Annotated in this window: 20 protein-coding genes; 10 read left to right on the forward strand and 10 right to left on the reverse strand. The window is 59.7% G+C overall.

From position 1 onward, the window contains the following. Positions 1-20: 20 nt before the first annotated feature. The gene (uvrA, locus tag ACR3XE_RS08290) at positions 21-2,933 is read right to left on the reverse strand and encodes an excinuclease ABC subunit UvrA (RefSeq protein ID WP_473698110.1); all 2,913 of its coding nucleotides are present in this window, start codon (positions 2,931-2,933) and stop codon (positions 21-23) included. A gap of 268 nt (positions 2,934-3,201) precedes the next feature. Here uvrA and ACR3XE_RS08295 point away from each other — a divergent pair, with 268 nt between their 5' ends. Further along, positions 3,202-5,277 (forward strand): M13 family metallopeptidase, encoded by a 2,076-nt coding sequence (locus ACR3XE_RS08295; RefSeq protein WP_473698109.1) that lies wholly within the window; start codon positions 3,202-3,204, stop codon positions 5,275-5,277. A 7-nt stretch (positions 5,278-5,284) separates the two neighbouring features. Here ACR3XE_RS08295 and ACR3XE_RS08300 read toward each other — a convergent pair whose 3' ends face one another. Beyond that, positions 5,285-6,802, reverse strand: coding sequence for a BCCT family transporter (locus tag ACR3XE_RS08300; RefSeq protein WP_473698108.1), 1,518 nt, complete (start codon positions 6,800-6,802; stop codon positions 5,285-5,287). Positions 6,803-6,968: 166 nt separating this feature from the next. Between ACR3XE_RS08300 and ACR3XE_RS08305 the strand changes: the two genes are divergently transcribed. Then, positions 6,969-7,337, forward strand: coding sequence for a hypothetical protein (locus ACR3XE_RS08305; protein WP_473698107.1), 369 nt, complete (start codon positions 6,969-6,971; stop codon positions 7,335-7,337). A gap of 7 nt (positions 7,338-7,344) precedes the next feature. Here the strand turns inward: ACR3XE_RS08305 and ACR3XE_RS08310 are convergent, their stop codons facing one another. After that, positions 7,345-7,866 carry a hypothetical protein gene (locus ACR3XE_RS08310; RefSeq protein WP_473698106.1) on the reverse strand — a complete coding sequence of 174 codons (522 nt, stop codon included), beginning with the start codon at positions 7,864-7,866 and terminating at the stop codon, positions 7,345-7,347. Between the two features lie 279 nt (positions 7,867-8,145). On the opposite strand from ACR3XE_RS08310, the gene ACR3XE_RS08315 reads away from it, so the two are divergent. Then, entirely contained in the window at positions 8,146-8,493 is a 348-nt protein-coding gene (locus ACR3XE_RS08315; protein WP_473698105.1) for a UrcA family protein, read from the forward strand. Between the two features lie 56 nt (positions 8,494-8,549). On the opposite strand, the gene ACR3XE_RS08320 is transcribed toward ACR3XE_RS08315, so the two are convergent. From ACR3XE_RS08320 to ypfJ, 7 genes are all read right to left on the reverse strand, one after another. Next, entirely contained in the window at positions 8,550-9,284 is a 735-nt protein-coding gene (locus ACR3XE_RS08320) for a LytR/AlgR family response regulator transcription factor (RefSeq protein WP_473700332.1), read from the reverse strand. 2 nt (positions 9,285-9,286) lie between these two features. Beyond that, positions 9,287-10,459, reverse strand: coding sequence for a sensor histidine kinase (locus tag ACR3XE_RS08325; RefSeq protein ID WP_473698104.1), 1,173 nt, complete (start codon positions 10,457-10,459; stop codon positions 9,287-9,289). A 107-nt stretch (positions 10,460-10,566) separates the two neighbouring features. Beyond that, entirely contained in the window at positions 10,567-12,045 is a 1,479-nt protein-coding gene (locus ACR3XE_RS08330) for an MATE family efflux transporter (protein ID WP_473698103.1), read from the reverse strand. Further along, entirely contained in the window at positions 12,042-14,834 is a 2,793-nt protein-coding gene (locus ACR3XE_RS08335) for a valine--tRNA ligase (RefSeq protein WP_486185642.1), read from the reverse strand. The genes ACR3XE_RS08330 and ACR3XE_RS08335 overlap by 4 nt, the downstream gene beginning before the upstream one ends. Positions 14,835-14,905: 71 nt before the next feature. Further along, positions 14,906-16,978: a S9 family peptidase gene (locus tag ACR3XE_RS08340; RefSeq protein WP_473698100.1), complete on the reverse strand. Its 2,073-nt coding sequence runs from the start codon at positions 16,976-16,978 to the stop codon at positions 14,906-14,908. A 49-nt stretch (positions 16,979-17,027) separates the two neighbouring features. Then, on the reverse strand, positions 17,028-18,329 hold the full coding sequence (locus ACR3XE_RS08345) for a Xaa-Pro dipeptidase (protein ID WP_473698099.1): 1,302 nt from the start codon (positions 18,327-18,329) through the stop codon (positions 17,028-17,030). Then, positions 18,302-19,219 carry a KPN_02809 family neutral zinc metallopeptidase gene (ypfJ, locus tag ACR3XE_RS08350; protein ID WP_473698098.1) on the reverse strand — a complete coding sequence of 306 codons (918 nt, stop codon included), beginning with the start codon at positions 19,217-19,219 and terminating at the stop codon, positions 18,302-18,304. The genes ACR3XE_RS08345 and ypfJ overlap by 28 nt, the downstream gene beginning before the upstream one ends. A 168-nt stretch (positions 19,220-19,387) precedes the next feature. Here ypfJ and ACR3XE_RS08355 point away from each other — a divergent pair, with 168 nt between their 5' ends. From ACR3XE_RS08355 to ACR3XE_RS08385, 7 genes are all read left to right on the forward strand, one after another. Then, positions 19,388-20,533, forward strand: coding sequence for a patatin-like phospholipase family protein (locus ACR3XE_RS08355; RefSeq protein WP_486185643.1), 1,146 nt, complete (start codon positions 19,388-19,390; stop codon positions 20,531-20,533). 48 nt (positions 20,534-20,581) lie between these two features. Beyond that, the gene (locus ACR3XE_RS08360) at positions 20,582-21,367 is read left to right on the forward strand and encodes a 3-hydroxybutyrate dehydrogenase (RefSeq protein WP_473698096.1); all 786 of its coding nucleotides are present in this window, start codon (positions 20,582-20,584) and stop codon (positions 21,365-21,367) included. A gap of 68 nt (positions 21,368-21,435) precedes the next feature. Beyond that, positions 21,436-22,089 carry a DUF4893 domain-containing protein gene (locus ACR3XE_RS08365; protein ID WP_473698095.1) on the forward strand — a complete coding sequence of 218 codons (654 nt, stop codon included), beginning with the start codon at positions 21,436-21,438 and terminating at the stop codon, positions 22,087-22,089. A 35-nt stretch (positions 22,090-22,124) separates the two neighbouring features. Next, on the forward strand, positions 22,125-23,435 hold the full coding sequence (locus tag ACR3XE_RS08370) for an amidohydrolase (protein ID WP_473698094.1): 1,311 nt from the start codon (positions 22,125-22,127) through the stop codon (positions 23,433-23,435). Between the two features lie 221 nt (positions 23,436-23,656). After that, positions 23,657-24,085: a rubrerythrin family protein gene (locus ACR3XE_RS08375; RefSeq protein ID WP_473698093.1), complete on the forward strand. Its 429-nt coding sequence runs from the start codon at positions 23,657-23,659 to the stop codon at positions 24,083-24,085. Positions 24,086-24,221: 136 nt separating this feature from the next. Then, entirely contained in the window at positions 24,222-25,550 is a 1,329-nt protein-coding gene (locus tag ACR3XE_RS08380) for a heterodisulfide reductase-related iron-sulfur binding cluster (RefSeq protein ID WP_473698092.1), read from the forward strand. Position 25,551: 1 nt separating this feature from the next. Next, positions 25,552-26,145 (forward strand): DUF3501 family protein, encoded by a 594-nt coding sequence (locus tag ACR3XE_RS08385; protein ID WP_473698091.1) that lies wholly within the window; start codon positions 25,552-25,554, stop codon positions 26,143-26,145. Positions 26,146-26,193: the final 48 nt, after the last annotated feature.

Raw genomic sequence — 26,193 nt, forward strand, 5'->3', positions numbered from 1 at the left:
TGGTTTTCCCTCTGCCGCGATCAGGATGCCACGGATTTTTGTGCGGCGAGCATGGGTTTGAGATAGTGGCCAGTAAAGCTGCGCGGGTTGGCGGCTACGGCTTCGGGGGTGCCCGCCGCGACAATTTCGCCGCCCTTGACCCCGCCCTCTGGCCCCAGATCGATAATCCAGTCGGCGGTTTTGATGACATCGAGATTATGTTCGATGACGATGACGCTGTTGCCCTGTTCGACGAGCGCCTGCAGCACCTCTAGCAATTTGCGCACATCCTCGAAATGCAGGCCGGTGGTCGGTTCGTCGAGGATGTACAGCGTCTGCCCCGTTGACCGGCGGCTGAGCTCCTTGGCCAGCTTGACGCGCTGCGCCTCGCCGCCCGACAAGGTCGTCGCCTGTTGCCCGACCTTGATATAGCCAAGGCCGACACGGCACAGCATTGCCATCTTGTCGCGGATCGACGGGACGGCCTTGAAGAAATCGGCCGCCTTTTCGACCGTCATGTCGAGCACATCGGCGATGCTGTGGCCCTTGAACTTCACCTCCAGCGTCTCGCGGTTATAGCGTTTGCCGTGACAGGTTTCGCAGGTGACATAGACGTCGGGCAGAAAGTGCATCTCGATCTTGATCAGCCCGTCGCCGGTGCAGGTTTCGCAGCGCCCGCCCTTGACGTTAAAGCTGAACCGTCCGGGTTTATAGCCGCGCGCCTGACTTTCGGGGAGGCCGGCGAACCAGTCGCGGATGACGGTGAAGGCGCCGGTATAGGTTGCGGGGTTGCTGCGCGGGGTGCGGCCGATGGGTGACTGGTCGATGTCGATGACCTTGTCGCAATGCTCCAGGCCTTTGAGGCTGTCGTGCGGCCCCGCGACCATGCGCGCGCCGTTGAGGATGCGCGCCGCGCTGGCGTATAGCGTGTCGATGATGAGGCTGGATTTTCCGCTGCCCGACAGGCCGGTGATGCAGGTGAAGGTGCCGAGCGGGATGGTCGCGGTGACATCCTGCAGATTATTGGCGCGCGCGCCTTTTAGCACCAGATCAAAGCCGTTGCCGGCGCGGCGGTGCGCGGGAATGTCGATCTGGCGCGTGCCGTTGAGATAGGCGGCGGTGAGGCTGGTCTTGCTTTTGAGCACCTGTTTCAGCGTACCCTCGGCGACAATTTCTCCGCCATGCAGCCCCGCGCCCGGCCCCATGTCGACCAGATAGTCGGCGTGGCGGATCGCATCCTCGTCATGCTCGACGACGATGACGGTGTTGCCAAGGTCGCGCAGGCGCTTGAGCGTCGCGAGCAGGCGGTCATTGTCGCGCTGGTGCAGCCCGATGCTGGGTTCGTCGAGGACATAGAGGACGCCCGACAGGCCGCTGCCGATTTGCGAGGCGAGGCGGATGCGCTGGCTCTCGCCGCCGCTGAGCGTGCCGCTGGTGCGGTTGAGGTTGAGATAGTCGAGCCCGACATTGTTGAGAAAGCCGAGACGCTCGTTGATTTCCTTGAGGATGGCGCGGGCGATCTGCTGTTGCTGGTCGGTCAGCTTGGCTTCGAGGCTGCCGAACCAGGCGAGCGCGTCGGCGACGCTGCGCTGCGCCGACAGGCTGATGTCCTCGCCCGCGATCTTGACCGCGAGCGGTTCGGGACGAAGGCGCGCGCCGTGGCACGTCTCGCACGGCTGCGCGGTCTGATACTTGCCCAGCTCCTCGCGCATCCACGCGCTTTCGGTCTGCAACATGCGGCGGTTGAGGTTGCCGATGACGCCGTCGAAGGGCTTGTGCGTCGAATAGCTGCGGCGACCGTCCTTGAACGTCAGCTCGACGGGCATCCCGCCGCTGCCGAACAGGATGATCTGCTGCACCCCGCCGGGCAAATCCTGCCACGGCGTCGTCAGGTCGAAGTCATAGGCTTTGCCGAGGCTGTCGAGCACCTGCATATAATAGGGCGAAGGCGGGTTCGATTTGGCCCACGGCACAATCGCGCCCTTTTTCAGGGTCAGCGCATGGTTGGGGACGACAAGGTCGGGATCGAACTCCAACCGCTCGCCCAAGCCGTCGCAAGCGGGGCAGGCGCCTTGCGGGGCGTTGAAGCTGAACAGGCGCGGTTCGATTTCGGCGATCGTGAAGCCCGACACGGGGCAGGCGAATTTCTCGCTGAACACGATGCGGTTGGCGGGCAACCCCGCGCCCTTCATCGCGCCGCCGCTCTCTTCGTCTTCGCGGCTCGGCACGACACCATCGGCAAGGTCGAGATAGGCCAGCCCCTCGGCGAGCTTCAACGCGGTTTCCAAACTGTCGGCGAGGCGGGTTTCCAGACCTTCGCGCACCGCGATGCGGTCGACCACTACTTCTATGTCATGCTTGTATTTTTTATCGAGCGCGGGGGCTTCGCCAATTTCGTAAAATTTGCCGTCGATGCGGACGCGGGTGAAGCCCTCTTTCTGCCATTGCGCCAGCTCCTTGCGATACTCGCCCTTGCGCCCGCGCACGACGGGGGCGAGCAGATAGGCGCGGGTGCCCTCTGGCAATTCCATCACGCGGTCGACCATCATGCTGACCGTCTGCGCGGTAATCGGCTCGCCGGTTGCAGGCGAATAGGGGATGCCGACGCGCGCCCACAACAGGCGCATATAGTCATAGATTTCGGTGACCGTCGCGACCGTCGAGCGCGGGTTGCGGCTGGTCGTTTTCTGTTCGATGCTGATCGCCGGAGACAGGCCGTCGATATGCTCGACATCGGGCTTTTGCATCATTTCGAGGAACTGGCGGGCATAGGCCGACAGGCTCTCGACATAGCGCCGCTGCCCCTCGGCATAAATGGTGTCAAAGGCGAGGCTGGATTTGCCGCTGCCGCTGAGTCCGGTGATGACGATCAACTTGTCGCGCGGCAAGTCGACATCGACGCCTTTGAGATTATGTTCGCGCGCGCCGCGGACAGAGATGTGGGTGAGACTCATGGGAGGGCTTTGTTCCAGATTTGTTCTTAACGCGCAAGGGGCGCACGGGGGTCGCCATCAAATGGGGCAGGGGGCGGAGCGATGCAAGGTTGTCGGTGGTGGCATCGGCCAAGCCGGGTGAGGATATCGTCGAGGGTAAATTCTACCAAAGCATCTGTCGCATCGACCAACGACCATTGTCTGCTTGACGGTAAGCGGCGGGAGTGAAAGACAATTCAGCAGAGGTCGCGCGTTTGAGACGGTGGCCACGGGGACCAGGAGAATTTTTATGCAGATGAATTGGCTTACGTCGTCAGCCGCCTTGGCGCTGGCAATGGGCGCGATGACGGGAACACCGCAAGCGCAACAGATGATCGCGCAGACGCAGATTATGGCAGACGGTGACGCAGCGGCAAGTGACGACACATCCGTCGCCCCGCTGACCTTTGGCGACTGGGGCGTCGATCTGACAGCGCGCGATACCAGCGTGAAACCGGGCGATGATTTTGATGCCTATGCCAATGGTGCATGGTTCGCCCACACCGAAATTCCCGACGATCAAGGGTCCGCAGGGGTCGGCTATGACGTCTATAATCTGACCCAGCGGCAGTTGCGCGCGCTGGTGCTGGGCGCCCCGGCCGATGGTCAAGTGGGCGGCCTGTATCAAAGCTTTATGGACGAAGCGCGCGTGGACGCGTTGGGTGCCAAGCCGCTGCTGGCCGATATTGCCAAGGTCGAGGCGATCCAGACCAAGAGCGACATGGCGCGGTTTATGGGAACGACGCAGGGCGGTTTTGGCCTTTCTATCGTCAGCGCTGGACCTTATTCTGACCCCGATGATCCCACCATGAATTCGCTGTGGATGGGCCAGGATGGTTTGGGCCTACCCGAGCGCGAATATTATTTGGACGACCAATTCAAGCCCCAGCGTGACGCCTATCGCGCTTATATCGTGCGGACGCTGACCGCGGTCGGCACCAAAGATCCCGAGGCCGCCGCCGATGCGATCATGGCGTTCGAGACCGATATCGCCAAGGCGAGCTGGAAAATCGCCGACCGCCGCGACATCAGCAAGATCAACAATCCCATGTCATCGGCCGAGCTAAGCGCCTATGCGCCCGGCCTCGACTGGACAGCCTGGTTTGCTGGGGCCGGGATTGGGCCACAGGACCGGATTATCGTCAACGAGAATACGGCGATCCGTGACATTGCGGCGCTTTATGCCAAGACGCCGATCGCGACGTTGAAACTGTGGCAGGAATTTCATGTCGCCGACAATGCCGCACCCTATTTGTCCAAGGATTTTGTCGACAGCCGGTTCGAGCTGTCCAAGGTTTTGAGCGGGGTCAAGGAATTGCGTCCGCGCTGGAAGCGCGGCCTGCGGCTCGTTGACGGCAGCCTGGGCGAGTTGGTTGGGCAGACTTATGCCAAAACCTATTTCCCGGCGAGCGCAAAAGCGAAAATGGAAGAGTTGGTGGCCAATTTGAAACTGGCCATGGGCGACCGGATTCGCAGCAACAACTGGATGGCACCCGCGACCAAAGAAGCGGCGCTGACCAAATTGTCGCGCATGGATGTCATGGTAGGCTATCCCGACAAATGGCGCGATTATTCGGCGCTGACAATCAGCCCGACTGATCTGTACGGCAATGTCCAGCGCAGCGGGAAATTCGAATATGCCTATGCGATGGCCGATTTGAACAAACCGGTTGACCGCAAGAAATGGGCGATGAACCCGCAAACGGTGAACGCCTATAATGGCGGGCTGGAGAACAAGATTGTGTTTCCGGCGGGCATTTTGCAGGCTCCTTATTTCAGCGAAAGCGCGGATGAAGCGGTCAACTATGGGTCGATCGGTGCGATCATCGGGCATGAAATCAGCCATGGTTTCGACGATCAGGGTCGCAAGATTGATGCCGATGGAGCGGTGCATGACTGGTGGACGCCCGCCGATGCCAAGCGGTTTGACGCCGAGGCCAAGGGCTTTGGGGCGCAATATGCGACCTATGAGGCGGTGCCGGGCATGTTCATCAATCCCGATCTGACGATGGGTGAGAATATCGCCGATCTCGCTGGGCTACAGATTGCTTATGACGCCTATCATCGCGCGCTTGGTGGCAAGGATGCGCCGGTAATCGACGGGTTGACGGGCGATCAGCGCTTCTTCCTCTCCTTTGCCCAATCATGGCGTGACAAGCAGCGTGAGGATAGCACCCGTCAGCAAATGGCAAGCGACCCGCACAGCCCCGCAAAATGGCGTGTCATCGGGCCAGTGCGCAATCTGGACGCTTGGTACAAGGCGTTCAATATCGGCGCGGATTCCAAATATTATGTCGCGCCCGACAAGCGCACGCGCATTTGGTAATGTGATGTCAGATGGTGGCGGGGGCGGCGGTTTGCTGTCCCCGCACCATCATCACGGCCAGCGACAGTGCGGCACAAAGAATAACGAACAGCGCCGGAAAACCGCCGAGCACCGACATCATGCGAATACCCTCTAGCCCCGATGCCGATACCAAAACCGTCGCGACAAGCCCGACTGTTATTCCCCAGACAATCTTGATCATCAATGGGGCCTCTGGCGCCTCGGGCGAAATGCCATGCGTCGACAGCGCGCTCATGGCCGAAACATTGCTGTCGGCGGCGGTGACATAGGACAGGAAAATTGCGACGATCAGAAAGATCAGCGCGATGGGGCCGCCGCGCAATTCGCTGAAGAGTTGATAGAGCAAGGGGTCGGGTCCGTCGCGAACCAACATCGCATAGAGGCCGCCTCCGTTCTGATCGATGATGATGGTGGTGCCGGCGATGGCGATCATCCAGATGGCTCCGAACAGCGATGGCAGCAGCAGATTGTAAAGAATGAAATCGCGCACGCTGTACCCAACGGCGAGCCGACCGAGGAACAGGGCGGTCACTGGCGCCCAAGCGAACCAGTTTGACCAATAGGTGATGGTCCAGGTGCGGCTCCAGTCGGCATCAATGCCAATGGCTAGGTTACGCGGCAGAAAAGTCGCGGCATAGCTCGACAGACTCCGCTCGCCGAGGCCCAGTGCCTGAATCGTTGGTCCAGCGATCAGGACAAACAGGATCAGGCCGATGAACAGCCACAGGTTGATGACCGACAAGCGCGCAATGCCACGTTGAAGCCCGCTTGCTGCCGAGAGGATGAAGGTCGCGACAATCGCCGTCGCGATCAGCCAGTGCAAGGACGCACCGCCCTGAAACCCTCCCAGCCCCTCGATACCGCCCGCCAACGCAATGATCCCCGCGCCGAGAGCGGCGGCCATTCCGGCGACAAGCGCGAACAGGCAAATAATATCGACGCCGGTCCCGAACAGGCCATGCGCGCGCCGCCCTATTAAGGGTGTGAAAAGCGACGACAGGCTGAACGGTTCGCGGCGATTGTAATAGACGAGCGCGAAGGCGAGCGCGGCTACGGTGTAGATGGCATAGGGTGTTAGCGTCCAATGCAGGAACATTGTCGACATGGCGAAGGCCGCCGCCGCGTTGCTGCCCGGTGTCAGCCCCAGCATCGTGGGCGGTTCGTTCAAATGAAAGAGCGGTTCGGCAACGCCCCAGAACAATATGCCGGTAGCGATGGTGGTGCACAGCGTCACGGCGAACCAGCGCCAGCGCCCGAGGATGGGCGTTGCATCAGCGCCGCCGATGATCGACTTGCCAAGGGGTGACAGCGCCACAATCAGAAGCAAGATCAGGAAGCTGATGCCAGCGCCAGTGAATAACCAGCCGAAATGAACAAGAATCCAGTCATTGACCTGTTGCTCGGCTGCCGTGAAGCTGGCGCCGAACCATAAACTTAGGACAACGGTGGTCAGCAGGACGACAAGCGGGATGAGAAAGACGGGATAATTGATTTTATGAGACAATGGCGCTCGCCAGTTGTTGGAAAGGATGCGGCCAAGATGACGGTTGGGGGTCTTGAGGTCAAATGAAGGCGACGGGACCGTGCGGGAACGGCTTTATGCCCGATGCGTTTATGCCCTATGTGCTCAGACGATGGAGCGCGACAGAATGAAGCCATGGAGTTTAGTGATGACAAGATTTTCTATGTGTTCCGCGGCCTTTGCCCCGCTGTTGATGGCCGGTCAGGCGGCCGCGTTTGAACCGCTGCCCGATGGTACCACCACCGAAGAGCGCGCCAACACCGCGCAGTTGAACGCCGAACAGGCCGCGCGTGCCGAAGCAGAAACCGCCGCTTACCGCTTGAGTGTCGATCAGGCTGAGCGCGAGGAGGCGCAGGATCAGCAGCTCTTCACCGACGAAACGGCGGCCTATGAAGCCGAAAAGAAGCGGATTTCTGAGATGTCTGCCGCCGAACGCATGGCTTGGGAAGCTGATGTGGCAGCATGCAAGGCAGGCGATACAAGCCGTTGCGCACCATCGCCACAAAAGCCGCGTTGATAACGGTTCAATAGATGAGCGGGGTGGTGTTCCGGTCTAGCGGGGCTGCGTCTGGCTGCGCTTCCAGCGGCTGCACGACCACCCGTTTTGTCTCGCCCCTTTTGGGCGTTGTCGTATCGGTGGACGTGTGACGGTCAGCTAGTAGCGCTGCGTCTTCGAGGGGCGACATTTCAGAAAAGCCTCCGCCATAGCGATAATCGTCGGCGTGGTTTTCGGACTGTGGATAATCGACCGCAACGCGGCCCAAAGCGCGATAGCCGTCATCATAGTCACGGGCGCGCTGTTCGTTCGCATAGCGGGCGCTGCCATAACTATCCGCGCAGTTCTCGCAGGGGGTGAAGGGGTGACTGTCGGCGGACAGGGCATCCGGATTGCCGGACAATTCGGCATAGGGCGTGATGTTCGCGCCCGTCAGAGGTCGGAAGTCAGAGACTATCATATTGCCTAACCAGACGCCGACGACAGAGCCGATCGCGAGGAAAATCAGCCAGAGCAATGTCTTTCGAGCCCAGTCGTCCGGTGTCATCAAGGCAAAGTCTTTCCGATCATCGTATCGATAGTTTATCGCAGCATGGTGCAAATTCCTAGGCGCAGTACCCATGGCCGAAAAATGGTGTCTGACCATTCGTCGACGCCTCAGGACATTTCGTCTGCTAGTCGAGTGCATATATTTTTCTGTCGAAACTGAACTGAATTGCGTAACAAGATGTCGCATAACCAAGATGCGGGATATGGAAAAGGCGATCTTCCCCGGTCCGAGTTTTCATGTCCCGCATATCTCCCCCCCTGGTCGAGAGAGGATGCGACGATGAAACTTTCCAAACTATTATTGATGGCAGCGCCGATTGCGCTAGCCGGAATTGGAACGGCTGCTCATGCAGAAAGCCCCATTGAAAGCCGAAATCAGATTGTGGTCAATCACGACGATCTGAATCTTTCCAGCCCGAAAGGGCAAGCGGCGCTAAAGTCGCGTATACGAATGGCGATTCGTAATGTCTGTCTTTACCGGACAGGAAGAGAGCTAAGCGAGCGGGTAAAGACGCAGAAATGTATGGAGGCAGCAAGGCATGATGCGAATGAACAGTTAGCTAGGTTATTCGACAGGCATGGCAGCCAATTTGCAGCCCAGGATGTAAGACTCGAAACCGCCCGTTGACTCGTCACAAATGGCAGCGAGTCACTACGTTCATGCCTCGCGGTCCTTAAAGGCGATCATGTCCCTTGCATGATCGCCTTTACATCGTGGAGATAAGTGCGGCCAATGCGGTGGACGCCGCCTTCGCCCAAATCGACGCTCCATGCCCCGTCGCCATGATGTTTCAGGCCGATAATGCCATCGCGGCGAACCATTTTTGATCGGTGAATACGCATGAAGCGCGCGGGATCCATTCGCGCTTCCAATTCCTTGATTGTTTGATGGATGAGCCAACTGCGCTGACCCAGATGCAGGCGCATATAGTCGCGTTCAGCCTCGATCAAATCGACATGGTTCGCATCGACACGCAGCATATCCCCGCGGTTCTGCACCCAAAACTCACTGATCCAGTGTCCTTTGCTAACAGGATTGCGTTCGCTGGCGTGCCATTCGCGCACCCGGGCAATGGCGCGCGCCAACCGGTCGGTTGCGACGGGTTTGAGCAGATAGTCGACGGCGGCAACGTCAAAAGCGGCGACGGCATAGCGATCAAAGGCTGTGACAAAGACAACGGCCGGTGGATTGTCGAGCCGTTCGATGGCCGCCGCCACTTCTAATCCGTTGAGATCGGGCATGGCGATATCACAGAGTAACAAATCGGGCGCCAGCGCCTCGACCAGCCGCAGCGCAGATGCGCCATCACCAGCCGTTCCGACCAGCGAGATGCCGTCCTGTTGTCCCGCCATGATTTGTAGCCGTTCGATGGCCAGAGGTTCATCGTCAACGATGAGTGTACGAAGCACCTGGCTCATCATCAGCACCCCGCTCGCGTCAAGGGCAACCAGAGCGATACCATAAAGCCGCCACGGTCGCTTTTACCCCATTCGCAGCCCGCCGTTGGGCCATAGCGGGTCAGCAGCCGCTCGCGCACATTGCCGAGGCCAAGTCCGGTTCCTGCCGGTGGAACCGGCGCGTTTTCGTCGATGTCATTTTCCACGCGCAGGATCAGCAGTCCATATTCCGCGCCTGCGGACAAGCGAATGGCAATCGTTCCCTTGCTGGGGCCAACACCATATTTGATCGCATTCTCGATAATCGGTTGCAGGATCAGTACCGGCAAACAGGCGTCCTTAAGCTCATCCGGCATATTCATTTCAACACGCAAGCGGTCGGGGAATCGCGCCTGTTCAATATCCAGATAAAGTCGCTGAAGTGCAATTTCCTCATCGAGGCTGACCAATTGTTCGGGATCGACCGCGAGGCTGGAACGGAGGAAGGCCGACAGGTTCATGATCATCTTTTCCGCGTCGTCACGCGACCCACGCATCACCAATGTCGACAACGAATTCAGAGTGTTGAACAGAAAGTGCGGATTGACCTGATAGTGGAGCGCGCGAAGCTGGGCATTTTTGGCTTCGAGCCGATAGCTGTTGGCGCGCCGTTCGACCGCACGCATTTCATTGGCATAACCAAGCGCAACATAAAGTGCGGCCCAGACAGCAAAGAAAAAATACCAGCGGATCGAGCTGTCGAGGATCAACACCGTTTCCCATGCGATCGGAAACTTCTGCTGAATTTCGGCAATGATCTTTTCTGTGTCGCTGGATGGCAACCAGTAAAAGAAAACGAGAAGATTGACCGTCGCATACACAATGACAAGCGGCACGGCGGTTCCAAGCGCGGCAGCGAGACGCGCACCAAAGCCCTGCGGCTGGACACGCTGCAACAGCTGATAGAGGATGAAAGTGCACAGTATGCCCGCGACCACCACGGTGGCGCGACGGCCGATATAATCCCACTGATCGGGCGCACCGGTGAGCATAGCGAGTCCGGTGGTGATGAGGAAATAGAGCAGCCACATGGCGAGAATCGAGCCAATGGCGACGCGTGGATTGACGCGCGCATCCGACGCCCGCCAATCGGGGGCGGCGGCAAGCATTTTGGCGCGCTTGTCACGAAGCGCGGCTTGGCGTGGTGATAAGGTCATTGCCGCAGTTTTACCGCCAAATGGTCAACAAAGGCCAGCATCGGTTGGGTCGCCAGTCGAACGGCAGCGGGGGTTGGTCGAATCGCCTTGCCGTTGCGGATGGCTTATTACGTCGCCTCTGCCAATCGGTCGGCGGCTTGCAGCGCATCGGTAGACCGCCGCCAGCCGCCATGCTTATAGACCGCCCAGGCCATGGCCAGCGAAGCGAGCGAGGACAGCGGGAAGCTCCACCAAATGGCGTCGCCGCCCAACGTCGGATAGCCAAGATAATAGATACCCAGCCGGATCGGGAACATCGCCAGCGCCAATATGATGAGCGGCGGGATCACCGAGCCATTGGCGCGCAAGGTGCCGATGATAACGATGGTGGCGCCAAAGGGCAGAAAGGTCCAGGTCGCCAGATATTGGATGTGACGCGCAATATCGATCGCGGGGCTTTCAGCACCGAGGAAAAGGGCGAGAATAGCGCGATCAAACAGCAGCAGCAATGCAATCAGCAAGCCCGTCAAGACGGTGTTCACCGCCAAACCGGCGTTGGTGATCGGGGCGAGCCGGTCCCACTGACGCGCGCCGATATTCTGCGCCGCCATCGCGCTGACCGCCGCGCCGATGGCGAGCGCGGGCATCTGGACATAGCTCCACAGTTGCAGGGTCGCGCCATAGGCGGCTGTCGTCATGAGTCCTTCGCGATTGACGAGGCTGACCATCACCAGCCCGGCGCTGGAAATAACCAGCATCTGTGCGCCCATCGGGACACCTTTGGAGATGGTAAAGCGCAATTCTGCCCAGCGCGGGATGAGATAGGATAATTCGGCCCCGCGCAGTCGCAGCGGGTGATCTTTGATGTAAAACCAGCAAATCATACCGATGAGGCTGATCGTCCCGGCAATGGCGGTCGCCAGCGCGCTGCCCGCTATGCCGAGGCGCGGGAAGGGGCTAAGCCCGAGGATGAGCACGGGGTTGAGGACAATGTCGATGGCGACCGAAACCATCATGAATCGCAATGGCGTGACCGCATCGCCCGCGCCGCGCGACGCCATCATCAACATGACGGCGAGCATAGAGGCCGGAATCGCCAGAAAGGTGATACGCAAATAGGATTGCGCCAAGGCAAATGCGTCGGGTGGCGTAGCCAGCCAGCGCAGGATGGTCGCGGCGGTGAACCAGCCGACAATGGAGATGGCCACCGAGAATAACGCCGCCAGACCAATCGCTCCGCCGCTGGCGCGGCGCGCCGCATCAATGTCACCGCGCCCGATCGACTGTCCGATGAGCACCGTTGCTGCCATGCCAAAGCCAAAGAATGTCGCGAACATCAGGAACATGATGATGTTGGCATTGGCGGTCGCGGCGAGCGCGCTTTCTCCCAGAAAACGACCTACCCATATGGCGTTCACTGACCCGTTGAGCGTTTGCAATATGTTCGATGCCAGCGTCGGCAGCGCAAAGATGATCAGCGTTTTTGTGACCGGGCCGCTGGTTAGGTCCGGTCCGCCGCGCGCAACCTGACGCGGTGGGACGGGACCAGAGGCCGGGTCTGCCGCGCTGGCGATAGGCGGACCGGCGGGGCGGCCATCCCCGCTCATCCCAGGCGCGCCAAGGCGGCGGTCAGTCGCTCCACTTCGGCGTCCTTGGCGGCGTGGTCGGCGCGTGCCTTTTCGACCGCCTCGGGCTTGGCACGTTCAACGAAGCTAGGATTGTTCAGGCGTCCGGCGAGACTATCGCGTTCCTTTGTCGCGGCGGTCAGGGCCTTGGTCAGCCTATCACGTTCGGCATCCAGGTCGATGACGCCGTCGAGCGGTACGGTGATCGTCTCGCCTTCGACGACCAGTTGCGCCGACGCACCCGATGGGGCGGGTTCGAAGCTGATCGGGGATAGGCGGGCGACACGCTCTAGCGGTGCGGCGAGGGTGATGGCGCGCGATTTCAGGCTGGCCGGGAAATGCGCTGGCAAGCGGGCGCCGGGGGGCAAGCCGAGTTCGGATTTGGCGCCGCGCAATTCGCCGACCAGTTTGATCAACCAGTCGATATCGGCGCTGGCGGCGGCGTCGCGGGTTGTCTGTGGCTCGGGCCATTTGGCGGTGATCAGTGGATAATTCGCACGGTCGCCTGTCGCACTCCATAGCTCTTCGGTGACGAAAGGCATGAAAGGGTGGAGCAAAACGAGAATCTGGTCGAGCACCCATCCGGCGACGGCCTTGGTCTCATCGTCCATCGCGCCTTTGATCAGTTCAAGATACCAGTCGCAGAAACGGTCCCATGCGAAGTGATAAATGGCGTTGGCGGCTTCGTCGAAGCGAAATTCGGCGAAGGCTTTGTCGATTTTGCCCACCGTGTCGGCAACTTCACCGATAATCCACCGGTTGACGGCCAGCGTGGCTGTCGGCGCGGTGAGGGTTGTGCTGGCGGCAATGCCGTTGGCTTCGCAGAAACGTGCGGCATTCCACAGCTTGGTGGCAAAGTTGCGATAGCCTGCAAGCCGTGCGTCATCCATTTTGATGTCGCGGCCCTGACTTTCCATCGCGGCCATGAAAAAGCGCAGCGCGTCGGCGCCATATTGGTCGATCAGGCCGAGCGGATCGACCACATTGCCCTTGGACTTGGACATTTTCTGGCCATCGGGTGCGCGGACCAAACCGTGGAGATACAGGGTCTTCCACGGCGCTTCTTTCATGAAGTGAAGCCCTTGCATCGCCATGCGCGCATCCCAGAAGAAGAGGATGTCAAAGCCCGAGATGAGCACGTCGTTGGGGTAATGGCGCTGGACGAGTTCGCTATTTTCGGGCCAGCCGAGCGTGGCAAAAGGCCAGAGCGCGGAGCTGAACCATGTGTCGAGGACGTCGGGGTCGCGGCGAAGCATAATCGCGTCAGGATCGATCGGAGGCAATTCGTGATCGAAATGCCGTGAGCCGAGCGTTTCTGTATCGAAAAATATGATCTGACTGAAATTTCGGCCTTGGGCTTCAAAATATTTGGTCGCTTTTTGGCGAGCTTCTTCTTCGTTCGCTGCGACAAAGCATTCCATTTCAGGTCCAAACCAAGCCGGAATCCGATGCCCCCACCATAATTGCCGTGAGACGCACCAAGGCTGGATATTGTCCATCCAGTTAAAATAGGTTTTTTCCCATGATTTGGGGACGATATCGATGTCGCCCTTTTTGACCGCCGCAATGGCGGGCTGCGCCAGCGTTTCGGCGTCGACATACCATTGGTCGGTGAGCCATGGTTCGATGACGACGTTCGACCGGTCGCCATAGGGCGTCTGGATCGTGCGCGGCTCGGCGTCATGTTCCACACCCTCCTTGTCGACATGCGGGATGAGGTTGCCGTCTGTCTTGAGGCGCTTGATAACCGCTTCGCGGGCACCATCGACCCCGTCGCGGGCGAAGCGGTGCAGGCCGATAAATTCGTCGGGGATGCGACCGTCGCTGGTCTGGATGACATTGGCATCGCCGTCGAACATGTTGAGCATCTCGCCGGCCTTGAAGCCCGCACGCTTGCCGACCTCGAAATCGTTGAAATCATGACCGGGGGTGATTTTCACCGCGCCTGACCCCAGTGCAGGGTCGGCATGATCGTCGGTGATGATCGGGATGATACGTCCGGTAATCGGCAGCACGACCTTTGCGTCTGATGCAATCAGGCTGGCATAGCGTTCGTCGCTGGCGTTCACCGCAACCGCCATGTCGGCGAGCATCGTTTCAGGGCGCGTTGTCGCAACGACGATATAGTCTTTGCCGTCAGTGGTTTTCACACCGTCAGCGAGCGGATAGCGGAAATGCCAGAAATGCCCCTGTTTTTCGACCGTTTCGACTTCGAGGTCGGAAATCGCAGTCTTGAAACCAGGATCCCAATTGACCAACCGTTTGTCGCGGTAAATCAGGCCCTGATTATAGAGGTCGACAAAGACCTTCACCACCGCTTTGGTGAAATGCGGGTCCATCGTGAACTGCTCGCGGCTCCAGTCCATCGAACAGCCCAAACGCCGCAGCTGGCGCGTAATCTGGCCGCCGCTTTCCTCTTTCCATTCCCAAACTTTGGCGACGAAATCTTCACGGCTGAAATCGGTGCGCTTTTGCTGATGGGCGTTGAGTTGGCGTTCGACCACCATCTGCGTTGCGATGCCCGCATGGTCGGTGCCGACAACCCACAGCGCATCCTTGCCGCGCAGCCGTTCATAGCGGACAAGCACGTCCTGCAACGTATTGTCGAGCGCATGGCCGATATGCAGCGCGCCTGTGACGTTCGGCGGCGGGTTGACGATCGTGAAGGGGGTCGCGTCGGGGCGGTGGGGGCGGAACAGTCCCTCCGCCTCCCAATGCGTGGCCCATTTCGCCTCTATCGCGGCGGGATCGAATATTTTTTCCATCGTCATAATGGACGGCGCTTTGCCAGTCATGGTGCAGCGCGGCAAGGGGGTGCAAGCGGTCGCACCCCCTTGCGTAGCTATTTCTTGAGGTGCGCGGCCAGCCAGCCGAAGACGGTGTTGTGCCACTGGATGCTATTCTTGCCCTTGAGCACCCAGTGATTTTCGTCGGGGAAGACCAGCAATTGCGATTCCACACCGCGCCGCTGCAGCGCGGTAAAAGCGGCGAGGCCTTGGGTGTAAGGGATGCGGAAATCCTTTTCGCTGGTGATCACCAGCATCGGCGTTTTCCACTGGTCGACATGGTTGACCGGATTCCATTTTTCAAATTCTTGCGGCACTTCGAAATAAGCGCCGCCATGTTCCCATTCGTCGAACCATAATTCCTCGGTTTCATAGGCCATGGCGCGGGCGTCAAAGACGCCGTCGTGCTGAACCAGACATTTGAAGCCATCGGTCCATTTGCCGGCAATCCAGTTCATCATATAGCCGCCATAGGAGGCACCAAGCGCACAGGCGTTGTCGATATCAAGCTGGCTGTCCTGCGCGCCTGCCGCGGCGAGGCCGAGTTTCAGGTCTGTGAGCGGCTTTCCGCCCCAATCCTTGTTGATGCTGTCGGTGAAGGCCTGACCATAGCCGGTGGACCCGTGGAAATCGACGGTGACGGCGCCATAGCCCTGTTCGGCATAAATGCGCGGGTTCCAGCGCGTCGACCAGCTGTTGCCGAAACTGCCCTGCGGTCCGCCGTGAACGAGGAAAGCGACGGGGAGTTTGCCGGTTGTGTTGGCGGGCTTGATAATCTGCCCCCATATTGTGTCGCCATTGGCACCGGCAAATTTCATGCGGGTGACGGAAATGGGGTCCAATTCGGCCATTTGTTCGCGATTTACGTCGGTCAACTGGCGGACCTTGCCCTTGGCATCGCGGACAAAAACATCGGTCGGGTCGGTGATGCTGTTGTGGGTATAGAGCAAGCTGCCGTCCGACAGCGGCGTGACACTGCCGATATTGCCGTCATTGGTATCGGTTGTCGCCTTCAGCCGTGATACTTTGCTGCTGGCCACATCGACACGGAATACGGGATGGTCGAGCATATCCTGCGCGGTGACATAGAGCGATTTGCCGTCGGGTGCCCAGGCAATCGAGCCGACCGATCGATCCCAGGCATCGGTCAATCTGCGCTCCTCTCCCGTTTTCAGGTTACGTAGAATGACCACTTGCCGGTCGGATTCATACGCTGGGCGCGCCATCGCGGCATAGGCGAGCCATTGGCCGTCGGGTGAAGGGGCGGGCAGCGTATCGGTCGCCTGATTTTCGGCGGTAAGATTGGTCGGCATCATCCGTGCATCGACAAGCACCTTGTAGATGTCGAGATTGGTCGAACGCGGCTCGACCGCGTCCGATTTACGCATGGTGAAATAGAGGGTGCGGCTGTCAGGCCCCCACGCCAGTTCTTCGCCACCGCCAAAGGGCTTTGACGGGGTATCGCCAACAAGCCCCGCATCCATCGGGCGGCCCATGACCGCTTTGCCGTCCTGAAGGTTGAAGACGAAGGGGCGGCTATAGGTGCCGGGGGTTTCCCATTTGTCCCAATGGCGGACAAAGCCGACGCCATCCTTGTAGAGGCGACCGCTACCGGGGCCGACGAGGGCGCCCTTGTCTTTGGCGTCGCAGCCGAAGCTGGTGCATTCACGGGAGATATCGCCCCAAGCGAGAATTTTGCTGCCGTCGGGCGACAGTTTAAAGCCCGCGACATCGGCCTTTTCATTGGTGACCTGAACGGCGGGTGTGCTTATCGATTGGGTGTTGATGCTCCAGATCTGGTCACTGCCCGAGGCATCGGAGATGAAGAATAGCGTGCCGTCCTTGCCAAAGCTGGGGGAGCTTTCATTCTTGCCGGCGACATCGGCCACGCGCACAGGCTTGGCCTCTTTTGCACTACGGTCGACGAGCCACAGGCCGGTCGTGCGGTCATAGGTTTCAGGCGCCGTTTCGGTCATTTGAAACACGACCCAGCGGCCATCGGGCGACGCGGTCGGCGCGGCAACACGTTTGAGCGTGGCCAGATCGACGGCAGTCATCGGTCGCGCAAGAGCGGGCGTGGCAAGGGCGGCGGAGAGCGCGATGGCGCTCGTCAGGATAAGGTTTCGCATGAAACGGGTTTAGCGTGGTGCCGCCATGATGCAAGCCAACAGGTTGAAATCAGCGCACGACCGCGCCGCCTTTCATCACATGGTCGATATGTTCGAGGCTGCGGATATTGGTGAGCGGGTCGGCCTTGACCGCCACCATATCGGCATAGCGCCCCGGTGCGATGGCCCCGATATCGTCGCGGCCCATTTCAATCGCGGCATTTCCGGTCGCGGCCTGAATGGCCTGCATCGGGGTCATGCCATATTTGACCATATAGGCGAATTGGCGGGCGTTTATACCGTGGGGATAGACGCCGGCGTCAGTGCCAAAGCCGAGTTTGACGCCGATCTGAACGGCGCGACTGAAGGCCTTTCGCTGTTCGTCGGTCGTCTCGCGATTCTTGCGCAGATATTCTTCCGGCCAGCCCTCTTTGGTGCCGATTTCATTGATATAATCGCCGTTGAAAATATCCATTACCAGCCATGTGCCATGCGCCTTGGCCATTTGCAGCGCCTCTTCATCGGCAAGGCTGGCATGTTCGATGCTGTCGACACCGGCGGTGATGGCATTTCTGATGCCCTGCGCGCCGTGGGCGTGCGCGGTGACGCGCTTGCCGCGGGCATGGGCGACCTTCACAACCGCACGAAGCTGCGCCTCGGTCAGCTCTGGCGCGCCGGGTTCGGTGCCGATGGCGAGCACGGCGCCGGTGGCGATGGTCTTGATGAAATTGGCGCCATGGTCGAGCAGGAAAGCGGTCTTTTCGGCGGCTTCTTCGGGTGTCGCGGCGACCCCGAGACGCATATCGGCGGGCAGCTTGCTATTGTCATCGAGCACGCCGTTCAACTCGCCGCCGCCGCCGGGGATCGTGATATAGGCCCCCGCAACCCACATGCGCGGCCCCGGCACATCGCCGCGCTCAATCGCATCGCGCAAGGCAACATCGGTGAGCCCGCGATAGGTGCCGACATCGCGTACGGCGGTGAATCCGGCATCGAGCGTAATGCGGGCATGGCGGGCGCCCATTAACGCCGTATCTGCGGGTGAAGCCTTGAGCGGCGCGGCAAGGTCGGCGCTTTGTCCGGTATCGGCCAAGTGGGTGTGCAAATCGATGAGGCCGGGCAGGACGGTATAGGCCGACCAGTCGAGCCGCGTTGCCCCGTCGGGCGTGTCGACGCAGCCGGCAACGGCGGTGATGCGATCATCGGTAATGGTGACGCACTGGCCGGTGCGGACTTCATTGGTTAGGCCATCAATCAGCCGCCCTGTCTCCACATATAGCGTTGCCGCCGATGCGGGCGTCGCGGCGGCAAGCGTTGCCGCGAATACCGCCGTCAGCGCCGAACCTAAAGCGTGCCGTTGAATGTGTCGCATTGTTGTGGATCCCCTGTTTGCAGTCCCTTGCGCAGCCACGCCATACGTTGCTCGCTCGACCCATGCGTAAAGCTTTCGGGCACCGGACGTTGGCCCGCCGAACGTTGCAGCGTGTCGTCGCCAATGGCGTTGGCGGCGGCCATCGCTTCTTCGATATCGCCGGGTTCGATGGACCTTTGACCATCGCTGGTGCGCGCGCGGTTGGCCCAGACGCCGGCATAGCAGTCGGCCTGTAATTCCATGCGGACTTGCAACGCATTGCCATCAGTCTGCGAGGCGCGTTGCTGGGCGCGGCGGACCTTGTCCGAAATGCCGGTCAGCGTTTGGATATGGTGGCCGACTTCATGCGCGACGACATAGGCCTGCGCCGCATCGCCCGCTGCGCCATAACGTTGGGCGAGTTCGTCGAAAAAGGCGGTGTCGAGATAGACGCCCTGATCGGCGGGGCAATAAAAGGGACCCATTGCGGATTGCGCTGCGCCGCAACCTGACTGATTCTTATCGGTGTAAAAGTTGAGCGTCGGTTTGCGATAATTGTTGATCAGACTGCCCCACACCTGATGTGTCGACCCAAAGACATTACAGGCAAATTTTTCAGCAGCCGTATCGCAGGCAACGGGTGTGGCACCGCTGCGACTGTCTGCCATCGGATCGACCGTGCCACCGCCACCACCGCTGAGAAAATTTGCGCCGCCGCCAAAAAAGACAAGGGCGAGCACGCCGAGGATCAGGATTGAGCCACAGCCCATCTTGCGGCTAAGCAACATCGGCAGCAGTGCGAATATGAGACCGCCCATGCCACCCCCGCCGCCGCGCCCGCCGCCAAATCCACCGCCGCCGCGCCCCAGATCACGAATATCGTCTCCGGGCTCATAATCGTCGAGGCGCATCCATGCTCTCCAGCCGTTGAAAAATTCTTGTGCGTTGTTTGTGGCAGCAGCACCGGGCAATTGGAAGTGTCTTCGGCAGGGCGGCGGGACATTGGCTTGCAATGAACGGGGGAGGGGTGCAACGAGCAGCCCGTTGCCCCCTCCAGCCAAATGGGATTACCCGAGTCCATGCCCCGTCGCGCCGCGCCCGCCACCCTTCCGCTTCCCGACCTCGTCGTGTTGGTTTTGCAAGGGGGGGGAGCCTTGGGGGCCTATCAGGCCGGTGTATATGAGGCGCTGATCGATCTGGGCATCGAACTGGACTGGGTTGCCGGGATTTCGATTGGAGCGATCAATTCGGCGATCATCGCGGGCAATCCGCGCGAACAGGCGGTCGGTCGGTTGCGCGAATTTTGGGATGGCGTGTCGTCGTCGCTGCCCTCGCTCCCGACGCTCGACAATGACAATGCGCGCGAATGGAGCCATTTGGCGGCGGCCGGACAGGTCGCGACCTTTGGTGTGCCCGGATTTTTTACCCCGCGTTGGCCGCCATCATTTTTTGCCGAGCGGCAGACACCGGCTGCGGTCAGCCTTTATGATACCGGGCCGCTGGTCGATACACTCAACCGTCTGGTAGACTGGGACCGGGTGAACAATGGAAACGTCCGCCTGTCGGTGGGCGCTGTTGCCGTCGAGACGGGCAATTTTCGTTATTTCGATACACAGACCGACATAATCGACGCGCGCCACATACTCGCCTCCGGCGCTCTGCCGCCGGGATTGCCGCCGGTCGAGATAGATGGCGTCTGGTATTGGGATGGCGGGCTGGTTTCCAACACGCCGCTGGAGCATGTCGTCCAGTCGGCGCACGAAGATATGTTGGCCTTTCAGGTTGACCTGTTTCCTGCACGAGGAACGCGCCCGCATGATATGCAAGAGGCCTGGTCGCGTGAGAAAGACATTCGCTTTTCCAGCCGCACCCGCCGGATTTCCGACGGGCTGATGCGGCAGCGCAAAGAGCACCGACTGGTCGACAAAATGCTGAAGGCTCTGCCCGATGAGGCGTTTGATCTGGCCGAGGTGAAGGCGGTGCAAAAGATGGTCAACTGTAAGGCGCTCAATGTCGTCCAACTGATCCACCAGCCGCCTGCATGGCAGACCGGCGCGCGCGATTTCGAGTTTTCGCGTTCCTCGATGGAGGTCAATTGGAAGCTGGGTCATGCGGCGGTCGAGGATGCAATGAAAGACGGTCATTTGCTGGCCGAAAGTATCGCAGAAGGCCGGTCAAACAGTTTTTCTATCCAATCAGAGGCGCTGCGACCAAAGCCTGTTTGATGCTGTAAACTATCGAAACTCTCCCCCAAGAACTGAAAGGAAAATTTGATGCGACTGAAAGGCAAAACTGCCCTTGTGACCGGCTCAACTTCGGGCATTGGACTCGGCATCGCAAAGGCGCTGGCAGCGGACGGCGCGTCCATCATCATCAACGGATTTGGCGACGCCGATGCGATCGAGGCCGAACGCGCCGCGCTGGAAGTGCTCAACAATGGCAAAGTCATTTATGACGGAACAGACCTCACCAAGCCCGATGAAATCGAGGCCATGTTCGCGCGCGCCGACAAGGATATGGGCGGCGTCGACATATTGGTGAACAATGCGGGCACGCAATTTGTCGCGCCGGTCGAGGAATTTCCTGTCGAGAAATGGGATCTGATTCTCGCGCTGAACCTGACCGCCGCCTTTCACACCACTCGCCACGCCGTGCCGGGTATGCGCAAAAAGAAATGGGGCCGGATTATCGCAACCGCATCGGCCCATTCGTTGGTCGCCTCGCCGTTCAAATCGGCATATGTCACCGCGAAACATGGGCTGGCCGGGCTGACCAAAACGGTTGCACTGGAAGTCGCCGATGCCGGGATTACCGTCAATTGTATCAGCCCCGGCTATGTCTGGACCCCGCTGGTCGAGAACCAGATTCCCGATACGATGAAGGCACGCAAAATGACGCGCGAACAGGTTATCAACGATGTGTTGCTGGCCGGTCAGCCGACGAAGTCCTTTGTGACGGTCGAACAGGTCGCGGCAATGGCGAGCTTTCTGACCCGTGACGAGGCGGCGAATATCACCGGTGCCAATATGAGCATTGATGGCGGCTGGACCGCTCAATAATCAACGGCTTGAGGATTTTGGTGTGTGCACCTAAGCTTTATGCAAAACCGGACCGGGGGAGACGAATAATGACGGGTCGCACGTCAAAATTTTTAGCCATTATGTCGCTTGCTGGGTCGTTCGCCGGTCTGGCGGCCTGTCAGTCGGTGCCAATTGTGCCGCCGTCAGCGGCAGACAGACCGGCTGAGGCGGGAACATGGCGCGGCACGGCGACCGATGCCGATCGCCTGCGTATTCGCCGATGGCATAGCAGTTGGCTTGCCGCGCTCGCCGATGCGCGGGCCAAAGGCTATGGCGCAGCAATTGAGCAGGAGGGTGCATTGCTTGACCCTATGGCGGGGCTGCCCAATGCCTATTTGCCGGCCGGTGAGTATCGATGCCGGACGATCAAGATAGGGGCTCAGGCTGGTGCGTTGGGCTATATCGCCTATGGCTGGTTCCGATGTCAGGTGAAGGCGGAGCAGGGAATTTTCAGCCTGACCAAACTCAGCGGGTCGCAGCGTCCGATCGGCCTGATTTTTCCGGACAATCTGAAACGTCAGGTGTTTTTGGGCACGCTGGAATTGGGCGATGAGCAGCGACCAGTGGATTATGGCAGCGACCGGATGCGTGATATGGCGGGTCTGATCGAACGGATCGGCGAGGAGCGCTGGCGTTTGGTTTTGCCAGCACCGGCCTATGAATCTTTGCTGGATGTGATTGAATTGCGGCCTGCGGACTGAGGATAAACAAGAGAACAATGAACAGGGGATAACAGATGCGATGGATTGCGATGAGCGCGGCGGCGCTGGCCTTTACCACACCGGCGATGGCGCAAAGCCTGAGCGAGCAAGTGCAATCGGATCTGCCCTCGCTGATGACGATCTATAAGGATCTGCACGCGCACCCTGAACTCAGCTTTATGGAAGTGCGGACGGCCGGAATCCTCGCCGCCGAGGCACGTTCTTTGGGTTTTGACGTGACCGAAAAAGTCGGCGGCACCGGCATCGTTGCTGTGATGAAGAACGGCCCCGGACCCGTCGTGATGCTGCGTACCGATATGGACGGATTGCCGGTGACCGAACAGACGGGCCTGCCTGGTGCATCCAAGGTCCGCGTGACGACGGCAGAAGGCATCGAGACCGGCGTCATGCACGCCTGTGGCCACGACACCCATATGACGACCTGGGTCGGCGTTGCGAGGCGACTGGCCGCGAACAAGGATAAATGGTCGGGGACGCTGGTGATGATTGGCCAGCCCGCCGAAGAACGCGGTGCGGGTGCGCGGATGATGCTGGAGGATGGGCTGTTCACCCGCTTTCCCAAACCGCAATATGCGCTGGCGTTTCACGATGCGGCGCAGTTTCCGGCAGGCAAGATCGGCTATACCCCCGGCTATGCCCTCGCCAATGTCGATAGCGTCGATGTTTTGGTCAAAGGGGTCGGTGGGCATGGAGCCTATCCGCAGGCGACCAAAGACCCGATTGTGCTCGCTAGCCGGATTGTCACTGCCCTGCAGACTTTGGTGTCGCGGGAGATCAGCCCGCTTGATTCTGCCGTCGTCACGGTGGGGAGTTTTCACGCGGGTGCGAAACACAACATCATCTCCGACGAGGCGCGGCTGCAACTAACAGTGCGCAGCTACACCGACGAAGTGCGCGACCATTTGCTGACAGGCATTGCACGGATAGCCAAAGGCGAGGCGATTGCCGCCGGTATGGCCGAGGACAAGATGCCGGTCGTGTCGGTGCAAAAGGATGAATATACTCCCGCGACGTTCAACACGCCCGATTTCACCAAGGACATGGCGGGCCTGTTGAAAGGTGAATTTGGCGACAAGCGGGTTGCCCAAATGCCTCCGGTAATGGGCGGTGAAGATTTCGGGCGCTATGTCCGCGCTGACCCGAGCATCAAAAGCCTGATCATCTGGGTTGGCGGCGTTCCGCAAGCAGAGATGGATGCGGCGAAGAAGGAAGGGCGGACGCTGCCCAGCCTGCACTCGCCCTTCTGGGCTCCGGACGCGCCTGCTGTCGTAGCAACAGCAACGGAGGCCCTGACCGCGATGACGTTGAAATTAATGGCGAAGTGAGGCAGTTGATTGGCGAATAGCGGAGCCGGAACGGTGGGACACATCCCAAGACGCCAAGCATTCCTGCAACTAAGTCGCAATAACATCCCTGTTTTTCATTGACTTAGTCAATCAGTGTGACGCATTTTCCTTGTTAGTGCGCGCCCGCTCGTGCGCGTAAGGCAGGTAAGAGGCTGGCGGTTCCGTCAGCACGTCTGTTGTCGCAAATAAGGAGAGAAATCATGGATCTCAAAGGATCAAAAACCGAAGACAATCTGAAAGCTGCCTTTGCCGGCGAGAGTCAAGCCAATCGCCGCTATCTCTATTTTGCACAGCAGGCCGATGTCGAAGGCCATAATGATGTTTCGGCGGTGTTCCGCTCGACCGCCGAGGGTGAGACGGGCCATGCGCATGGGCATCTGGAATTTCTGCAAGGCGGCGGCGGCGATCCCGCAACCGACATGCCGATCGGCAACACCGTGGACAATCTGAAATCGGCGATCGCGGGTGAAACCCACGAATATACCGATATGTATCCCGGCATGGCGCGTACCGCGCGTGACGAGAATTTCGACGAGATCGCCGATTGGTTTGAAACGTTGGCCAAGGCAGAAAAGAGCCATGCCGGCAAATTCCAAAAGACGCTCGACGAGGTGATGGCGAACGCCTGACCAAAGGCTTTTGCGGCATCTATCCCTTGTTTGCCGCAATGATCCCCGCGCTGAATTGCGGGGAAACCGCTCCCGTGTCCAGCCCCCCCCTCCCAGGACACGGGAGCTACTTCATTTTGACGCCTAGGAGCCAGCGATGAAGGAAGGCAGCCTTGACGCGCCGACCCGCCACCCGATTGCGTGGGCCGAAGAGAGCTTTTACGACGAGGCCGCGCTCGACAAAGAGCTGCGCCGGACTTTTGATATCTGCCACGGCTGCCGACGCTGCTTTAACTTGTGCGATAGTTTTCCGACCCTGTTCGATCTGGTCGATGAAAGTCCGAACGAGAGTGTCGACGACCTGACGACGGGTGATCTGAAGGCCGTCGTCGATGGCTGCACTTTGTGCGACATGTGCTTCATGACCAAATGTCCCTATGTGCCGCCGCACGAATGGGAACTGGACTTCCCGCACCTGATGTTGCGCCACCGCGCGGTTGAACATCGCAAAGGCCAAACTGGCTTTGCCGACCGCGAGCTCGCCAAGACCGATCGCAACGGGCAATTCGGCAGCATGTTGAGCGGGGTCGCCAATTGGGCCACGAAAGATGGCAATGGGCTGACGCGCCCGTTGATGGAGGCGACAGTCGGCATCGACACGCGCGCCCATCTGCCCAGCTTTGCTGCCGAACCGCTGACTCATACGGCCCACATTCCCGCGCCCAATCCCGATGCGCCGGGCTTTGGCCGCAAGGTCGCGCTCTATGCCAGCTGTTATGGCAATTTCAACGACCAGACGCCGGGCGAAGCGGCGATGAAGGTGCTGGCGCATAATGGCGTGCAGATCCGCATCGAACATCCCGAATGTTGCGGTATGCCCAAATTTGAAAATGGTGATCTGGCTGCTGTCGCCAGTGCGGCGGAACGGGTGGCTGCTCATTTTGGCGCGTTGATTGATGACGGCTGGGATGTCGTACCACTGACCACCAGTTGTGCACTGATGCTGAAATTCGAATGGCCGCTGTTGGAGCCCGAGAATGAAGCCGTTGGGCATCTCGCTGCCAACTGCTATGATCTGTCGCAATATATGGTGCGGCTGTCGAAAGAGGCGGGGCTGGTGCCGTTGCCCGAAATGGAAGCAAAAATTGCGGTCCATTTCGCCTGCCACGCACGGGCGCAGAATATGGGGCCAAAGGCGCTGGAGATGCTGCGGCTGATCCCCGGAGCGCAACCGGCACTCACCGATCGTTGCTCGGGCCACGGCGGCAAATGGGGGATCTTCAAGGAAAATTTCGACAAGGCGGTCAAGATCGGCCGTCCGGCCGCGCGTAACCTGATGAAGGATGACCCCGACCTGGTCGTCAGCGAATGTCCGCTCGCCGGTCCGCACCTGCAACAGGTGATTGCGGCGTCCAACCCCGACAAACGACCCGATCGCATCAGTCACCCGATTGAAGTGGTCGCCAAAGCTTATGGATTGACCTGATATGCCCCGCGATAAACGGAACATCACCCGCGAAGACATCATGCCGCTCGACCAATATGAGACGATCCGCCCCGAAAAGCGGCAGGACAATGTGCTGCGCAAGAAATTTCGGCGACTGTCGATCGGACCACACGCGACGATCATCTTTGAAAATTGGGACAGCATGTGGTGGCAGGTCCATGAAATGCTGCGCATCGAAAAGGGCGGGGAGGAACAGATCGCCGATGAGCTGGCGGCCTATAACCCGATGGTGCCTGATGGAAGCGAGCTGACCGCGACCCTGTTGTTCGAGGTCGATGATCCGGTGCGCCGCACCGCTTTTCTAAAGCAATTGGGCGGGGTCGAGGATCATATCTTTATCGATATTGCCGGTCTGCGCGTGGGGGCGTCCCCAGAGGGCGATGTCGAGAGGACGCGCGATGACGGCAAGGCCAGCGCGGTGCAATTCCTGCACTTTCACTTCTCCGCCGAAGCGATTGTCGCCTTCAAAAGCGGCGAAGGCATGGTGACGGTCGGTATCGACCATCCCGCCTATGGCCATTTGGCCGTGATCGGCGACGAAGCCCGTCACGAACTGGCGCGCGATTTCGCCTGATTTCAATTGAGGGCGCCGCGCCCGGAAAAATGCCCGCCAGACGTCCGA

The sequence above is a fragment of the Sphingopyxis sp. 10G20-10 genome (genome assembly GCF_057365075.1).

Bases quoted from the DNA above. Each gene is read 5' to 3' on its own strand.
- uvrA (WP_473698110.1), bottom strand. From the start codon at position 2,933: ATGAGTCTCACCCACATCTCTGTCCGCGGCGCGCGCGAACATAATCTC.
- ACR3XE_RS08295 (WP_473698109.1), top strand. From the start codon at position 3,202: ATGCAGATGAATTGGCTTACGTCGTCAGCCGCCTTGGCGCTGGCAATG.
- ACR3XE_RS08305 (WP_473698107.1), top strand. From the start codon at position 6,969: ATGACAAGATTTTCTATGTGTTCCGCGGCCTTTGCCCCGCTGTTGATG.
- ACR3XE_RS08315 (WP_473698105.1), top strand. From the start codon at position 8,146: ATGAAACTTTCCAAACTATTATTGATGGCAGCGCCGATTGCGCTAGCC.
- ACR3XE_RS08320 (WP_473700332.1), bottom strand. From the start codon at position 9,284: ATGAGCCAGGTGCTTCGTACACTCATCGTTGACGATGAACCTCTGGCC.
- ACR3XE_RS08325 (WP_473698104.1), bottom strand. From the start codon at position 10,459: ATGACCTTATCACCACGCCAAGCCGCGCTTCGTGACAAGCGCGCCAAA.
- ACR3XE_RS08330 (WP_473698103.1), bottom strand. From the start codon at position 12,045: ATGAGCGGGGATGGCCGCCCCGCCGGTCCGCCTATCGCCAGCGCGGCA.
- ACR3XE_RS08335 (WP_486185642.1), bottom strand. From the start codon at position 14,834: ATGACGATGGAAAAAATATTCGATCCCGCCGCGATAGAGGCGAAATGG.
- ACR3XE_RS08340 (WP_473698100.1), bottom strand. From the start codon at position 16,978: ATGCGAAACCTTATCCTGACGAGCGCCATCGCGCTCTCCGCCGCCCTT.
- ACR3XE_RS08345 (WP_473698099.1), bottom strand. From the start codon at position 18,329: ATGCGACACATTCAACGGCACGCTTTAGGTTCGGCGCTGACGGCGGTA.
- ypfJ (WP_473698098.1), bottom strand. From the start codon at position 19,219: ATGCGCCTCGACGATTATGAGCCCGGAGACGATATTCGTGATCTGGGG.
- ACR3XE_RS08355 (WP_486185643.1), top strand. From the start codon at position 19,388: ATGCCCCGTCGCGCCGCGCCCGCCACCCTTCCGCTTCCCGACCTCGTC.
- ACR3XE_RS08360 (WP_473698096.1), top strand. From the start codon at position 20,582: ATGCGACTGAAAGGCAAAACTGCCCTTGTGACCGGCTCAACTTCGGGC.
- ACR3XE_RS08365 (WP_473698095.1), top strand. From the start codon at position 21,436: ATGACGGGTCGCACGTCAAAATTTTTAGCCATTATGTCGCTTGCTGGG.
- ACR3XE_RS08370 (WP_473698094.1), top strand. From the start codon at position 22,125: ATGCGATGGATTGCGATGAGCGCGGCGGCGCTGGCCTTTACCACACCG.
- ACR3XE_RS08375 (WP_473698093.1), top strand. From the start codon at position 23,657: ATGGATCTCAAAGGATCAAAAACCGAAGACAATCTGAAAGCTGCCTTT.
- ACR3XE_RS08380 (WP_473698092.1), top strand. From the start codon at position 24,222: ATGAAGGAAGGCAGCCTTGACGCGCCGACCCGCCACCCGATTGCGTGG.
- ACR3XE_RS08385 (WP_473698091.1), top strand. From the start codon at position 25,552: ATGCCCCGCGATAAACGGAACATCACCCGCGAAGACATCATGCCGCTC.